Source organism: Rhodococcus sp. MurmanLake-1 (genome assembly GCF_056945715.1).
Map to the genome: position 1 here is coordinate 1 of NZ_JBWZNF010000025.1, position 14226 is coordinate 14226.

General features: G+C 61.4%; 13 protein-coding genes and 1 pseudogene. 4 read left to right on the forward strand and 10 right to left on the reverse strand.

The features are described from left to right. On the forward strand, positions 1–663 hold a 663-nt coding region (locus AC2ETI_RS31620), incomplete at its 5' end, for an amidase family protein (RefSeq protein ID WP_483634953.1). Positions 664–683: 20 nt separating this feature from the next. Here the strand turns inward: AC2ETI_RS31620 and AC2ETI_RS31625 are convergent. After that, positions 684–842 (reverse strand): annotated as a pseudogene (locus AC2ETI_RS31625) (acyl-CoA dehydrogenase family protein); the annotation flags it as partial. Between AC2ETI_RS31625 and AC2ETI_RS31630 the strand changes: the two are divergent. Next, positions 814–1026: a hypothetical protein gene (locus AC2ETI_RS31630; RefSeq protein ID WP_483634954.1), complete on the forward strand. Its 213-nt coding sequence runs from the start codon at positions 814–816 to the stop codon at positions 1024–1026. The pseudogene AC2ETI_RS31625 and the gene AC2ETI_RS31630 overlap by 29 nt on opposite strands. 56 nt (positions 1027–1082) lie before the next feature. Here AC2ETI_RS31630 and AC2ETI_RS31635 read toward each other — a convergent pair whose 3' ends face one another. Then, positions 1083–2030, reverse strand: a complete 948-nt coding sequence (locus AC2ETI_RS31635) for an oxidoreductase (RefSeq protein WP_483634955.1) — start codon at positions 2028–2030, stop codon at positions 1083–1085. 79 nt (positions 2031–2109) lie between these two features. On the opposite strand from AC2ETI_RS31635, the gene AC2ETI_RS31640 reads away from it, so the two are divergent. Continuing rightward, positions 2110–2706 carry a TetR/AcrR family transcriptional regulator gene (locus tag AC2ETI_RS31640; RefSeq protein ID WP_483634956.1) on the forward strand — a complete coding sequence of 199 codons (597 nt, stop codon included), beginning with the start codon at positions 2110–2112 and terminating at the stop codon, positions 2704–2706. A gap of 1087 nt (positions 2707–3793) precedes the next feature. On the opposite strand, the gene AC2ETI_RS31645 is transcribed toward AC2ETI_RS31640, so the two are convergent. From AC2ETI_RS31645 to AC2ETI_RS31680, 8 genes are all read right to left on the reverse strand, one after another. Next, a complete protein-coding gene (locus AC2ETI_RS31645) occupies positions 3794–5557 on the reverse strand; it encodes a DUF3556 domain-containing protein (protein ID WP_483634957.1) in 1764 nt (587 codons plus the stop codon). 43 nt (positions 5558–5600) lie between these two features. Beyond that, a complete protein-coding gene (locus AC2ETI_RS31650; protein ID WP_483634958.1) occupies positions 5601–7076 on the reverse strand; it encodes a class I adenylate-forming enzyme family protein in 1476 nt (491 codons plus the stop codon). A gap of 500 nt (positions 7077–7576) precedes the next feature. Beyond that, on the reverse strand, positions 7577–8842 hold the full coding sequence (locus AC2ETI_RS31655) for a PucR family transcriptional regulator (protein WP_483634959.1): 1266 nt from the start codon (positions 8840–8842) through the stop codon (positions 7577–7579). 274 nt (positions 8843–9116) lie between these two features. Further along, positions 9117–9311: a lyase family protein gene (locus tag AC2ETI_RS31660; protein WP_483634960.1), complete on the reverse strand. Its 195-nt coding sequence runs from the start codon at positions 9309–9311 to the stop codon at positions 9117–9119. A 991-nt stretch (positions 9312–10302) separates the two neighbouring features. Next, the gene (locus AC2ETI_RS31665) at positions 10303–10971 is read right to left on the reverse strand and encodes a response regulator (RefSeq protein ID WP_483634961.1); all 669 of its coding nucleotides are present in this window, start codon (positions 10969–10971) and stop codon (positions 10303–10305) included. A gap of 28 nt (positions 10972–10999) precedes the next feature. Next, the gene (locus tag AC2ETI_RS31670; RefSeq protein WP_483634962.1) at positions 11000–12994 is read right to left on the reverse strand and encodes an FtsX-like permease family protein; all 1995 of its coding nucleotides are present in this window, start codon (positions 12992–12994) and stop codon (positions 11000–11002) included. Next, on the reverse strand, positions 12991–13722 hold the full coding sequence (locus AC2ETI_RS31675) for an ABC transporter ATP-binding protein (protein ID WP_483634963.1): 732 nt from the start codon (positions 13720–13722) through the stop codon (positions 12991–12993). Before AC2ETI_RS31675 ends, AC2ETI_RS31670 begins: the two co-directional genes overlap by 4 nt. Next, on the reverse strand, positions 13719–14090 hold the full coding sequence (locus tag AC2ETI_RS31680; RefSeq protein WP_483634964.1) for a DUF4333 domain-containing protein: 372 nt from the start codon (positions 14088–14090) through the stop codon (positions 13719–13721). The genes AC2ETI_RS31675 and AC2ETI_RS31680 overlap by 4 nt, the downstream gene beginning before the upstream one ends. On the opposite strand from AC2ETI_RS31680, the gene AC2ETI_RS31685 reads away from it, so the two are divergent. Continuing rightward, the gene (locus AC2ETI_RS31685; RefSeq protein ID WP_483634965.1) at positions 14089–14220 is read left to right on the forward strand and encodes a hypothetical protein; all 132 of its coding nucleotides are present in this window, start codon (positions 14089–14091) and stop codon (positions 14218–14220) included. The genes AC2ETI_RS31680 and AC2ETI_RS31685 overlap by 2 nt on opposite strands. The last annotated feature ends 6 nt before the right edge of the window (positions 14221–14226 follow it).

Here is a 14226-nt window from a genome sequence, read left to right on the forward strand (position 1 = left end):
GAAGGACCCAGCTCAACCCGCCTGCGCGTCGGCGTGATCACCGATTCCGTGACGGTCACCAAGACCGACGACGAGACGCGCAAGTCCGTCGAAGCCACGGCCGAACTCCTTGCCGGCCTCGGCCATCACGTCGAAGACGCGGCATTGCCCGTCGGACCGGAATTCATCGATGATTTCAGCATCTACTGGGGATTCCTGTCGTTTGCCATCTCCACCGGTGGCAAACAAATGCTCGGACCCGACTTCGACAAGTCCGGCACCGACAACCTCACGAAGGGCCTGTACTCGCTGTACCGGAAGAACCTGGTGAAGACGCCGCGCGTGCTCTACCGCCTGCGACGCCTCCAGCAGCAGTACAGCGCCATGTTCTTGAAGTACGACGTCGTGCTCTCGCCGGCCCTGGGGCACACCACCCCTGAACTCGGATACCTCTCTCCCGCTCAGCCTTTCGAGGAACTCTTCGACAAGTTGATCGCGTACACGTCGTTCACCCCGCTCAACAACATCTCCGGTGGTCCCGCGATTTCGCTACCGATGCATCAGACCAGCAACGGTTTGCCGTTGGCTTCGCATTTCTCCGCTGATCTCGGCGACGAGCGCACGCTCCTGGAATTGGCCTTCGAATTGGAAGAGGCTCAGCCCTGGAGACGAATCCAGGACTGAGCCCCACCCGGTGGAAACTGTCAGTCGCGCGGCAATCCGAGCATGCGCTCACCGATCACGTTGAGTTGCACCTCGGTTGTGCCGCCGTAGATGGTGGTGGCTCGGCCCGAAATGAGCTGCTCCATTGCCTTGTCGCTGGGCTGACCTGGGATGCTGACCGCTCCGGCAGCACCCAGTTGTTTGCAATCCTCCGGCGCTCGCGCCTACTACGACAGGCAACTCCACCGCGGCATCGGCCGCAACCCCGCGCTGCGCCAGCTCGCCCGCCGGATCGTCTGCATTTTGCACGGCTGCCTCAAAACCTGCACCCTCAACGACGGGGCCGCGGCATGGCCGGGTTCGATCGAGAACGTCGCAGCGTGACATTGGCCGCTGCCGGGATGTCTTTCGGTGACGGTGGGTCTGGTTCTGGCTCGTCCTCAGCTCAGTCTTCGGTAGTGGACGCCGGTGAGATCTTCGGCGACCGTCCACAGCTCCTCTCGGGCGTGCAGGTCTCGTGCGCGGCCGGCGGCCTTCACTCGAACTGGGGGCCCGACAAGTTCGAATCGGCCGCCGGGACCGAAGAAGTCCCCGTTGACGGCATTCGGGTCGAGCGCCGCCCTCAGGATCGTCAAAGCACCGTCTGCAGGACTTTGAGTGAACAGCCCCGTCAGAGGACGCAATGCAGGGTTGTAGACCAGACGCACAGCCGGCGACCGGTCACGGAGCATGGACGTTCGGGTTCCGCCAGGATGCGCCGCCACAGACAACGCTGCACTCCCGAAGCGGCGGAACCTGTCGCCGAGTTCGAACGCGAACATGAGATTGGCGAGCTTGGATTGCGCGTATGCCCGTTGGTGCTCGTAATCCTTTTCGAGGGAAAGGTCGTCGAAGTGGATTCGTCCTCGCCGGTGCGTGATGCTGGTGACGGTGACGACTCGGGATTCGGGTGTTGCGGAGATCCGGTCGTACAGGTGCCCGGTCAGTGCGAAGTGCCCGAGAAAGTTGGTACCGAAGTCGGCCTCGAAACCGTCCACGGTCAACTCCCGTGTCGCCTTCATCACGCCGCCGTTGTTGACAAGCAGGTCGAGTCGGTCGGTGAGACCGTTGATCTGTGCGGCGGCCTCCGCGACCGAAGCGAGGTCGGATAGGTCGAGTTGAACATGCGTGACCTGGGCGTGCGGTATCTCTTCCTTGATCGCTGCCACCGCCGCCGCAGCGGCGCGCGTATTCCGGCAGGCCAGTAGAACGGTTGCGCGGCGCGCTGCCAGCGCCCGAGCCGTCTCGAATCCGATTCCGGAGTTCGCTCCCGTGACGACCGCCGTCCTACCGGCCAGGTCTGGCGAAGCGGCCAGCGTCCAGCCCCCCGGCGGCTCGGTCAAGTTCATTCCTACCTCCATTGATGAATCAAGTTCGTCACAAACTACACAAGTTTGTTTGAAGTAGATGTGGATTTACAATTTAGTTATGACGACAGAACAGCAAGGGCGGGGTCGGCGCCGGACGCTCACCCGCGAGAAGGTGATTACCGGGGCACTCGAGATCGTCGACGAGGGAGGCTGGGACGCGTTGTCGATGGCAAGCCTGTCTTCGAGGCTGGGAATCGTGGCCGCGTCGCTGTACAACCACGTACGCAACCTCGACGATGTTCGTAGTGCGGTGCAGATCGCGGCAATGACCGATCTCGGTATCCACCTGCGTAATGCCGCGATGGGACGATCGGGGTTGGCTGGGCTCAGAGCTCTGATGGACGAGCACCGTTCTTGGGCCACCACGAACCGATATCGCTACCAAGCCCTGACGATGACGCCGAACGATCCTCACGCATCGATGTTCGCTGCCTTGGACGTCAACGAGGCGGTGCGTGCCATGCTCCTATCATGTGGGATCCCGCAGCGCGAAACTTTCGGTGCCGCAGTCGGGCTTTTCGCTGCGATGCACGGATTCGCCGCGCTCGTGAATACCAACTTCATCGGGGCCGAACTCGATCAGGATCGTATCTACGAGGCGGTGGCGCGTGGCGCACTGGCAGGAATCGAAGCGTCATTGCCGCAGCCCACCTGACACGGAACTGTTCGAACTCGGCGACATCCTTTCTCCAGTTGCCGATCCGACGGCAGGAAGTGCTCAATGAAGACGCATCTGAACTGTCCTGTGGCGAGCACATCAGAGGCGCCGATGAAGAATGACCTCGACGAGAAGCCTGCTGGATCTGGCAGATCGGCACGCGAGCCCGCGGCCGGTGCATCGAGAGTGCGCCGGAGGTTTTCGACCATTGATCACGCGGCGTCAAGTTCACTCTCACTACCCACATCAGTGAGCGAAAGATCCACACGCCGCCAACATTCTGACCTTCGGCGATGATGCCCAGATCGCCAGCTGACGGGATCTGGGGCCACGAGGACTGGGGCACCCGCTGAAAATTTGATGCGGAAGTCCTCGGGCTGACTCACTCAGGGTTTGTACGCAGTCGGCGACGCGAATTTCCGTTCACCACCCGCGTTTTCAAATTCAAAGGGCGTGCACTTTCGGAAGATCACTGCACAGGTCACCGCATCGACCTCGACCTGACGTTCGAGGCATTCCCAAGATGGTTGAACCGAATCGAGTTCGGGGGCTGATCGGACGTTCCTATGAAGCCGCCCATGTCTGCCAGTCGATCGAATCTGTTTCAAACCCCGATTGCCGCCCCGCGCCCCGTTGTCACCGGACGAATTCCGGTCTGAGAGGTGGCTCAGTAGGGGGTGGCGGGAGACCGACGACGGCGGGATCGGCACACTTGGATGGTGTTCGACGACGGGTAACCGCCCGCCACCAATCGTCGCTGCCGGAATCCCCGGGACCGCTGGACAACATCCCTTCGCCGACAAGAAGCGAACCCGATCGATGCTCTGTGACGTCGGTGCCAGTGCCGGAGGTGGGAAGAGTGATCCGGCGATACCAGATCAGTTGGATAGGGGCTGAGCAGATCCCCTTGAGCGCCGAACGTTGTGTTCGTGCGGTCCCCGACGAGGGCGATTGCGGCTGGGGAATCCGGTCAGGATCTGACTCTGATGACCGGTTTGGCTTGGAACAGTGACTTCGAGTCCGGTCTCGGCAAAGGTGCGGGCGGCGGCGAGGCCGGACTCGAAGTCCCCGTGAGTCGAGGTGCTCATGTGAGCCGCGCAGTGTGGCGGTGCGGGCCGGTGCCGCCGCTGGTGAGATGGACGGGGAAGCAGTCGTCCGGTTCGGGCCACGGTTGACGGGTGAGCATGTCGGCGACGAGTACGTAGCCTTCCTCGATGACTCCGGTCTTGGCGTCGACGATGCGATATGCCTGGTGTTGCCGATGCATGGGTTGCGATTCCAGCACGACCACGCGCAGTTCTCCTTCTTCGAATCTGCAGCGTCGTTGCAGTGCGGTGAGGAGTTGTTCGTTGTGCAGATGTCCTTCGCCGAAGTTCCAGCCGAGGGTGGGGCCGGCGACGAATTCGCCGTCACGAACGGTGTAAGTGTTTTCGTTGTCGACTGCTCGGGTGACGAGTCCGTTGAGGGCGCGGCCGTGGGTGTGCATCGATCGCCAGGCTTGTCCCTTCTCGAGCATCATTTCCGCGATTTCCGGTCCGTACAGTTTGGCGAGTTGGGCAGCTGGTAGCGCGGCGACCTTGTTGACGTTTTGATCGATCTTCTTTTCGGAGTCTCCGCGGAAGCACCAGGCGCTGGTTGCCCAGTTTCCGGCGTAGTAGCGCATTGCGGGAAGGAATGAAATCCATTGTGGGCGAATATGTCCCAGTGTCGGTATGGCGACGAGAGCGATCAGCAGAATAGTCAGCAGCAGTGGAGAATCGAGGTCGAAGACGCGGATGTGACCGTAGTGTCCGAAGAGGTAGAACAGGGAGAAGATGAAGAAGATATTCCATTCCAGGGGTACGCCCATGGGGACGGTGGAAATAATGTGCATGTGGAAAAGGGCGAGGAAGATGATCGCTGCCCACGTGAGCGCGCCGCCGTTGCCGAAGAACACCAGATAAGCGGGCACTACGTACTCGACGGCGGTGCCGCTGTGGGCGAGGAACTTCGGAAGCAGGGTGGGCCGGAGGTCCGTGGGTGGATTGACGTACATCTTGCGCTTGATCCACTTCACCCGCAGCAGCGGGCTGTTGCTCATCATCACCGCCACCACGTAGGGGAAGTGGTGGTTGAGCTTCGACGTCGCTGCGCCCCACCACAGTGCGAGCATGACGAGCTTGAATCCGATGATCATGTCGACGAACGGGAAGAAGAATATGAACAAGGTCAGCCAAAATTGTTCTGCCCGGGCGGCAAGGAAGACCGTTTTGTCGCGTAGGCCGAGCACTCCGAGGGAGATGATCAGAGGTATCACGGCGGCCGGGTTGACGAGTCCGACGTCACCGGTGTCGGTCACCGGTCCATCTTGTCCCGGTTGCAGTAGTGCCCATACACCCGAGACGAGGACGATCGCGTAGAGACCTACGTCGACGAGTGTGCGCTGATCGCCTCGGGTGAGCGGCACTTTGTCCGGCCACGGTGGCAGGCGCAGAGTCCCGGGGCGGAGAAAGTACAGGAATCCACCGACCGGGGGCAAGAATCTCAGTGTCAGTGGCCCGAACCCGCACCCGATACCGATGACTTCGTACAACAGCGTCCAGATGACGAGTTTCTGGTAGACGATCGGCTCGGCCCACCAGGATCCGATGTCGGTGAGACCGCCGAGTCCTGGGGTAAGTGAGATCACGGCGGAGGCGCCGACCATGTAGAATGCGCACTTAAAAATGTAGAGCAGGTATACCGCGTACGGGGTTCCGAAGCCGTGTTCGACCCAGTGTTGCGCAGCGATCTTCAGTCGCTCTCCGCGGGTGCGCCGCTTCCAATCGCCGTATTCGATGTCTGGAAGATCGGGTGTGGTAAATCCCATGAGAGGACCTGTCCTTGGTGATGGAAGGAAGAGAATGGGGTGATCAGGCCGACGTCTCGGTCAGACGCAGTCGCAGGGTGGGCTTGTCGATCTTGCCGACCGGGTTCTTCGGCACGGCATCGAGGTTGATGATCTCTGCCGGGAGCTTGAACTTGGCCAACGACTTTCGCAGATGATCGAGCATCTCGTGCTCACTGATCTCGCCTGCTTCTCGATAGGAGACGAACGCGACGGGCACTTCGCCGTACACCGGGTGCGCACGTCCGACGACGGCGGCTTCGAGCACCTGCGGGTGCGAGTAGAGCGCGGACTCGATTTCTTTGGGATAGATGTTCTCTCCACCGCGGATGATCATGTCCTTGACCCTGTCGAGCAGTGTCAGATATCCGTCCTCGTCGAGGCGGCCGATGTCGCCGGTGTGTAACCACCCGTCGATGATCGTCTTCGCTGTTTCCTCGGGCCGGCCGAGGTAACCGCGCATGACAGTGGGGCCTTTGACGACGACCTCACCGGTGGCGCCGGCCGAGACGAAGTGTCCGGCGCTGTCGACGATCGCGATTTGCTGGCCGGGGAGGGCTGGACCAACCGTGCCCGGCTTACGTACCCCGTTCAAGGTGTTACTGGCGCTGGCACACGTCGCCTCCGACAGTCCGTAACCCTCGATCACGGGGACTCGATAGCGTTGCTCGAATCGTGAGAGCAGTTCTACCGGCATCGGTGCCGCACCGCACACTGCGAACCGCAGCGACGACGTGTCAGGCTCAGGTTCTTCGGGCAGGGCGGAGAGCATGGCGTAGATCGTTGGGACGGCCGAGAAGTAGGTCGGTTTCACCGTCTGGACTCTCTCGAAGAAGGTGGCCGGTGTGAAACGTCCCGCCACCGTGGCTTGGCCACCGGCAAGCAACGGTGACAGGACACTGACCACGATCCCGTTGACGTGGAAGAGCGGAAGAATCAGCAGGCTGTGATCGTCGGGAGTAAGTTCCATGGCCACGATCATCGACTCGGCCATCGCGGTGATGTTGGCGTGCGTGAGTTCGACGCCTTTGGGTCTGCCCGTGGTGCCGCTGGTGTAGACCAGCAATGCCAGATCGTCGGCGGAGAAGTTATCCGACGCCACCGCCGGTCCAGTTCCGTTGTGGTAGTTGATTTCCGACAACGTCAATACAGATGCGACGTCGGCATCCACACCGGCTCCGTCCTCACAGATCAACGCACGTGCCCTCGAATCCTCCAACTGGTACCCGACCTCGGTAGAAGTGAGAGACGGATTGACGGGTGTCGCAGCCGCCCCTAATCGCCACGAGGCGAAAAGCGCTGCAATCATCTCGATTCGGTTCGGCAACATGACTGCCACGACGTCACCACGTCCGACTCCAACGGTCGACAACCGGTCCGCGTAGGAGCGTACGAGAGTCAAAAACTGGGCATTAGTGTTACGACCTCTGATGTCGTCCGCAACACAGGGATCCTCGGGAGATTGGTTGGCGCGCACATCTGGAAGCAAAGCGAAATTCATCGATTCTCCTTCAAAGCGCGGTCCTCACCTGCGCCTACGTCACGCTACAGACGCCTGTGTGATACATGCCATATGTCGAGCACCCGAATATCGAAGAAAGAATTGTGCGGTGCGCATGAATATGTCGAAAGGGTCTACTGGCAGAACCTGACCGTGAATAGGGGTGACGCGACACAGGTCGGAAACCGACAGGACGCCTGCTTCCCCATCGAGTGAGTTCGTCGTTTGATCTGCGTACGATTCTCATTGCCGGTGCCGCTTTCCGTCACGGACCGCGCGCGACGGCGGCGACATTTAGCCGACGCGGCTACTGTCGCCTCGGTGCCTACGATGTCGACGAAGGTGTCATCGAAAGACTCCCCGACAGATCAGCGGTGACGCGGAGATCTACGCCGGTCGCCACGCGGTGTGTTTCGGGCGTTGTGAGCCTGAGACCCCATCCCCGTCGCCGCCCATGCGGGGGAACACGCTTGGCATCGACCTCGTCGTCGTTACGTTCTCTACGGCTCGTTTGTCGTGGGGGAGCGCAGCACGGCGGATCCAAACCACCTCGCCGCCTGCAAGGCAAGCTGCAGATCCAATGTCTCGTCACTCTCGTCGAAGTTGTGCCCACTCACACCTACAGCCTGCTGCACTCTGTACTGAATAGTGTTGCGGTGAAGGGTCATCGCCTCGGCTGTGGCTGCGTAGCTGCGGTTCTTCCCCAGGAACACCCGGAGCGTTTCACGGAGCCACTGGTTCCTGTTGTCGTCCACAGCGAGCCCGCCAAGGCAGTCGATGACAAAGCGGCGGACCTCGTCGAGATCGCCCACCATCAACGAAATCGGCGCCACCTGTGCATGCGAGATCACTTGTGGAGCGTCACCGGACACCATGGCAATTTCGCGGACGCGATCGGCTTGTTTGAGGCTGTGCCGGAATCCTTCGATGCCGGTTTCCGGGCTGCCGAGAGCTACGTGCACCGGGATGGAGTGCTCGGCAACCACCTGCGCGACCCGATCGACGTCAACCTCTGAAGTCGGTTCGATCGAGAACCACATACGAACTTCGCGTTCGTCGCTGGGCACCATCAGCGACCTCCCGGTTCCCCTCAGTGCGGGAAGCAGCAGAGATCGCAGCTGATCGAGTAGCGTGACGGCTTCCTGTGGCGAGACCGCCAGATCCGTCCACGCTGCGACCGCAACGTGCGTACCGGTCAACGAGTAGTCCAACGCAGCCTCTGCCCGGCCAACATCGAGGACAGTGCCTTCGAGCACTTGCGCAACCAGTTGTTGTCGCAGCCCGCTGCGGCTACCCACCCAGCGGTCTCGCTCCAACTCGTAGGCCAGCCCGACCTGCTCGCATACCCGATCGATGTATTGCGCTGACCGGTTGACCAAGCGGATTATCGTCGTAGAACTGCTGGCAGCATCCACCTCGATGGCGTTGCGCATCGATGTATCGAGGAACCGGGCATGCCCGATGCGATATGCGCGGATGAGTGCCGACAGTGGAACATCGCGCTGGGCGAGCGTGCGTGCGTACACAATCGCCGCAGTAGGCGCTTCGAGGTCTTCCTCTGCTGTGTTGTTCTCGAGGAAATGCACGGCTGAAACGATGTTTTCGGTGATGCTGGCTTCGAGCAGACCTCGCAGTCGAGGATCGAGATTCAACGAGTGAATCTGAGATCGGGTTGCGGTGACCAGATCTTGGATGAACGCGTCGCGATCGTTCAGTATTTCTCGTGCGACTGCAGGGAGGAAGTCACCGACCTTCGGACTCGTCATCGCACCTCTCCGCTTGCACAACCCCACCGCCGCGTTCGGGCCATTCCAACATAAGCCAGCATCGAGCAGATTGACACACCCAGCGGTTTCAAAACAGCAAGAACAACGGTGCCACCACAGAAGGACAAGTCCGAAGTAGGTTTCGAAGGCGTTCTCCAACTCCAATGGTCGGATTGCCCGCTTAACGGGACAGAATCGTCATCCTGGTCTGCGGCAGACTCCGGTCACCACATTGATCCCTTCCAAGAAATGCCGGCGAAGGTGTCAGCGATCCTTAGCTCGATCTGCCGGATTTGCCCCACGCAAATTCGGCTACGACCGGTTTCTTTGTCTGAGGCATGATCGAACTGTCGGTGGGGAACAAGTCGTGCACATCGACGAGCCCGTATTCGTGGGAGCTCGCGGTAACGATCTCCTCTCGCATTGAGGAGATGTTCGTTGCAGCAACGGCGACGGCAGCGACTTCCACCAACTCACGAGTCAGGAGGGCGATCTCGGCCTGCTCCGCGGTGAGCCTTCCGACCTTCCGCGTCAGGATCCTTGCCGTCCAGGACGCCGGCGTGGCGTTACTCGTGTCACACGCAGATCATTGAGTAGTACAGGCCTTCGCGGCGCAGATTTGCACCACCGCCGTCCTGCATGCCAGCTTGTACGCGACCAGAGGGGGCAGCTTGTCCGCGAGGTGAATGCTCGCCGCCTGCGAGGGTGCTATCTCGATCCGCACTCACGGACGTCAATAGCGACGGCCCTGCCGATGCTTCGATCGGGACCTGAATAGTCTCGGTCCGGATCCTGCTGGGGAGTTGCGGTCCGCAGGGGTCAGAGTTGGCGCGGACGGGGAGTGGTCGTGGACGTCGCAATTGCTGCCGTCGTCGACGCGCACTGTGCAGGGGAACCACAGTGCCGCAGTGTGATCAGGAATGTGCCCGAGACCGCACCCGCGACGCACGCGATGCTGTAACTGTTGCGCCCGAGTATGATTCGGGCGAACTCGATACGGGTCACTGGAAGACCGGCGTATAGGCGCAGCCCATTACGTGCACTCCACTGATCGACGGTTGGAGTGGTGCGACGCTGAAGATCGTATCGTCCTATTTTTCCGCCCGCACCCTCGATCAACTCGAACCCCGTATAGGCGACTCCGAACCTTCGAACCGACGGCGAATGATCTGCACTGCAGCGGGATCGACGTAAACAATCCATCATGGACACTGCAATCTGATCGATCGCGCGGTCAAGACCTCTCGCAGGCGTGAAATGTGGTGCGTGTTCTTCAGGTCGGACCCGATCACATCTACCAGTGAGCAGGCTTCGGGCCGGGATTCCTCAGTCTCAGCGGCTTGCGGAGGATCTTCGCGCTCAGAGCTGCACGGCCCCTCTCGGTCCGCGACCTCAGGTTGGCCGTAACGGGCCGAGACCGACCTCAGCTAGGCCCAGAGCGCCGGACTGAGCGAGGTGGGTCAGTCTGTGCTCATGTGTCCGTTCCTCCATGCCCAGGCAGCGATCTCTACTCGGTTCCTCACTCCCAGCTTGTGCTGAATGTTCATCAGGTGAGATTTCACGGTGGAAAGGGTGATGAACAGCGTTGTTGCGATTTCGCCGTTGGTGCTACCTCGCGCGACCAGTCGCAGGATGCCGAGTTCCCTGGCAGACAGCGAGTGTGGCTGCGGCCGTCGCATTCGAGTTGGGGACGGATTGAAGTGCCGAAGAAGCCGGACGGTGACGGACGGGGATACGAGAGCGTCACCGGCTGATGCTGCGCGGACCGCTTCCGCCAACAAGGTCGGGCCCGCGTTTTTGAGCACGAAGCCGGTAGCGCCTGCGTCGAGGGCGCCGTAGACGTACTCGTCGAGATCGAAGGTGGTCACGATGACGACAGGGATCGGATCTGTGACGCCTGGACCGGCAAGTAGACGTGTGACTGCCAGTCCATCGAGGCGGGGCATGCGGATGTCCAGCAGCACGACGTCAGGTCGGAGCGTGCGAGCGAGGGTTACGGCCTCCTCGCCGTCGGTGGCTTCGCCGACCACCACGATGTCGGGTTGTGCTTCGAGGAAAAACCGGAATCCGGTTCGGATTGCAGGTTGGTCGTCGGCGAGGAGGACTTCGATGGTGTCGGTGGTGCTCATCCGGCAATCGTGTTCTGTAGTGAGGTCGTCATGAGTCCAGATTCCTTGTGTTCTGTTCGGTGACGGCGATCAGCAATGGTGTGCTTGCCCACAGCACTGCGAGCAGGACGCCCACGCCGGTGAGAATCGACAGTGCCAACTCTGATATCGCGCGTGTGTCGACGACTGTTCCCGCAATCGAATTGACCCGCAGAGCCGCCAGAGCGCCAATCGAGATCGTTGTGCCCATGAGAAGTACGAGTGGAACCGCGGTCTGGGCGATGCGGGTGCGATTGAGCACTTTCATCGGCGTACCCATCGAATGAAGCCGAGAGTACATCTGACGGTGGATCAGTATATCCGAGGCAGCTGTCGACCCGGCGGATACTGCAGCGACGATGAAGCCTAGGACCAGAACGGCTGTGCCGATGGCACGCAGCTTGTCGATGTAAGCGGAATCCGCGACGGTGAGGACTCGTGAATCGACGAAGAAAATGCTCGTGTCCGCCGCGGTGAGGATTGTGGTTGCCTTGTCCATCTGGGCTGGCTCGCCGTCGACGTGGACTGCGATGTTCGTGCCCGTCATGGCGGCGACGGAATCGTCCGGAGCGGCTTGTCGAGCTGTTGCCGATACGGAACCGTTTGCGAGAAGGTCGTGGACGGTCTCGAGTTGTGCAGTGTCCGATGACACCGCGATGACGGGTCGGGGGTTGTCCGGGGTAGTGAAGTCGACTTGTACGAATGCGAAGAATCCGACGATGAAGCCTGCCATGACCAAACCGCTTGTCGTTCGCCAGGAACCTCGTGGGTCGTCGCTGAGTCGGCGGGCGGCGATGAGCATCACAGGACCACGTGCGAACCGGGCGAGCAGCCGTCCGGTGACATCGGTAACCCATGGACCGAGCGTCCACAATGCCACGTACACGGCAAGTATGAGCACGAGCTGTGCCGTCAGGCCGGTCCTCACCATTTTTGTGAAGATCCACGCTGCCGCCAGAATGCTTAGAAATACGACTACCCGGACAGAGGAGGTCGACCGTGCGTTCGCACGGCCAGCGACAGCGAGGGGAGAGATCGCGGCCTGGTGTAATGCCACCACTGCACTTGCGGTGCTGAGCACAACGACTGTCGCGACAACGGCGAGTACCAGCGGCGTCCCTGGCCACAGGTCCGCAACGTACCAACGACCGACCCCGAACTTCCACGACGCCAGCGCTGGCATTGCCGCCGCGTAGAAAAGTACCCCCGCGATCGCTCCTGTCGCCGCGGCTGCGGCAGCCTCGATCGCCGTGATGCGAGCGACCTGTATGCGTGTTGCGCCGACGAGCCGCAATGATGCAGTGCGCCGTTCTCGCCGCGCAGTTCCGAGCCGACTTGCCGTTGTCGCGAGAACGAGCACGGAAACGACCATGAGAGTGATTGCAAGCAAGACCAGTTCGCTGTCCCCGGCGACGAGCGGGCGGTCCTCATGTCCGGAGAAGTCCGATATCAGCACCCGGGAGGGGAGTGCGTTGCTCACGCCCCCATCGCGGAAAGTCTCAGTCATTCGGGGGTCCGTGGACCGCCGTCCCACGACGGCTATCAGTTCGTCCGGTGAAGCCAGTGCCTCGGGTCCGATCGTGCCGACGGCGCCATCGGGAAATCGGCCCCGTAATTCAGCAGAGGGTGCGAGGTCCATCAAGGCGATGAGCGCTGGCGATGCGTAGGTGCGGTCGGGTTCGGGGAACGTCGTCAGCCCGGGTGGAGTGTCGATCGGTTCCGCGCCGGGAATGTGCGCGAGTTCGACAACGGTGATTGGGCGGTCGCGGTAGAACTGTGTGCTGGTGACCTGCAGTGCCTTCTCGTGGCCGGCGACGGATTCCGAGGGGCTCGACCAGTGTGTGCGGTCGGACCTCTCGATGGTCCCCGAGTAGAAGCCGGCAAGGACGAGGGCCACCGCGGTGCAAACCATCGACATCGCGATTGCGAGGGTCAGTTCCCGCCGATAGGAGAAGCCGGTTCGAATGGCGATGTACCGGTCGATGCCGAGAGCAGTGTTCGTCACGACGAACTGCCGAGCGTTGGACCGGAGGGGCTGTTCGGTTTCTCCTTCAACAGACCGTCCCGCACGTCCACTGTCCGGGTGCAGTGTCGTGCCACCGATGTGTCGTGGGTGACGACGACAAGCGACGTTCCGTGTCGCCGAACAGACTCGAGCAGCAAGCGCATGACGGCTTCACCGGTTTCTCGATCGAGAGCCCCCGTGGGTTCGTCGGCGAAGATGATGTCCGGTTCGGACACCAACGCGCGTGCCAGTGCCACGCGCTGGGACTGTCCCCCGGACAATTGCCCGGGTCGGCGTGTTTCGAGTCCGTCCATGCCGAGAGGACCCAACCACCGCCTGGCAGCTGTCAGTGCCTGCCGTCGCGGGCAGCCGTTGAGCATCAGGGGAAGCGCAATGTTCTCATCGACTTGCAGCTCCGGCAGAAGATGCCCGGACTGGAATACGAACCCGAACCGGTTGCGACGTAACGCGCTTCGGCGGTGGTCGTTCCAGTCGTCGAACCGTTCACCGTGCAGTGCGACCTCGCCGTGATCGGGACGAACGATCCCCGCGAGGCAGTGCAGAAGGGTCGATTTCCCGGATCCCGACGGCCCCATGATCGCTATGGTCTCGGACCTGGCGACTGTCAGGTCCACTCCAGCCAGTGCGGTGTGCTCGGCGAAGGACTTCACCACGTTCGACGCGCGCAGCAGTACGGGAGTCTGTGGATGGGAGTCGTGGACAGTCATCGGGCGAAGTTCCACGTGACCTTGGTGGCGTCGGGAGTTACGGACACCACGGTCACGGGAATGTCGACAGGGGTGCCGTCCCCGACACCTACGCAGGTCATCTGCTGTCCAGCCGCCGCACGGAGCGAGGTCGGGCAGGTGACGTCGCGGATGTCGGCACCGATCCAGGGCAAGGGGTGGAACTTCGACTGGATTCGTCCGGCCACAACCGACTTCGAGAGTTCGGGGGTGCCATCGACGACTGTCGACGAGAACTGGTCCAGTTCGGTGGTCGACTCCGTTCCCCGTAGCGTGAGATCGGCCGCGACGACCGCCCCAGTCGCAAGTAGCGCGGTAACGGCGGCGGTGGCCCAGAGGGTGCTACGCATGTCGATTCCTTTCGTACACATGCTGTCGTTCAGCGTTCTTCGATTCTTCGTCCAACGGGTGCCGCGGCGCATCGGCGCAAAGACCGATTCCGACCGACCAGCCGGCGTCGAAGATGGTCCTTTCGGCTGATGCGCG

Bases quoted from the DNA above. Each gene is read 5' to 3' on its own strand.
- AC2ETI_RS31630 (WP_483634954.1), top strand. From the start codon at position 814: ATGCTGACCGCTCCGGCAGCACCCAGTTGTTTGCAATCCTCCGGCGCT.
- AC2ETI_RS31635 (WP_483634955.1), bottom strand. From the start codon at position 2,030: ATGAACTTGACCGAGCCGCCGGGGGGCTGGACGCTGGCCGCTTCGCCA.
- AC2ETI_RS31640 (WP_483634956.1), top strand. From the start codon at position 2,110: ATGACGACAGAACAGCAAGGGCGGGGTCGGCGCCGGACGCTCACCCGC.
- AC2ETI_RS31645 (WP_483634957.1), bottom strand. From the start codon at position 5,557: ATGGGATTTACCACACCCGATCTTCCAGACATCGAATACGGCGATTGG.
- AC2ETI_RS31650 (WP_483634958.1), bottom strand. From the start codon at position 7,076: ATGAATTTCGCTTTGCTTCCAGATGTGCGCGCCAACCAATCTCCCGAG.
- AC2ETI_RS31655 (WP_483634959.1), bottom strand. From the start codon at position 8,842: ATGACGAGTCCGAAGGTCGGTGACTTCCTCCCTGCAGTCGCACGAGAA.
- AC2ETI_RS31665 (WP_483634961.1), bottom strand. From the start codon at position 10,971: ATGAGCACCACCGACACCATCGAAGTCCTCCTCGCCGACGACCAACCT.
- AC2ETI_RS31675 (WP_483634963.1), bottom strand. From the start codon at position 13,722: ATGACTGTCCACGACTCCCATCCACAGACTCCCGTACTGCTGCGCGCG.
- AC2ETI_RS31685 (WP_483634965.1), top strand. From the start codon at position 14,089: ATGTCGATTCCTTTCGTACACATGCTGTCGTTCAGCGTTCTTCGATTC.
- AC2ETI_RS31680 (WP_483634964.1), bottom strand. From the start codon at position 14,090: ATGCGTAGCACCCTCTGGGCCACCGCCGCCGTTACCGCGCTACTTGCG.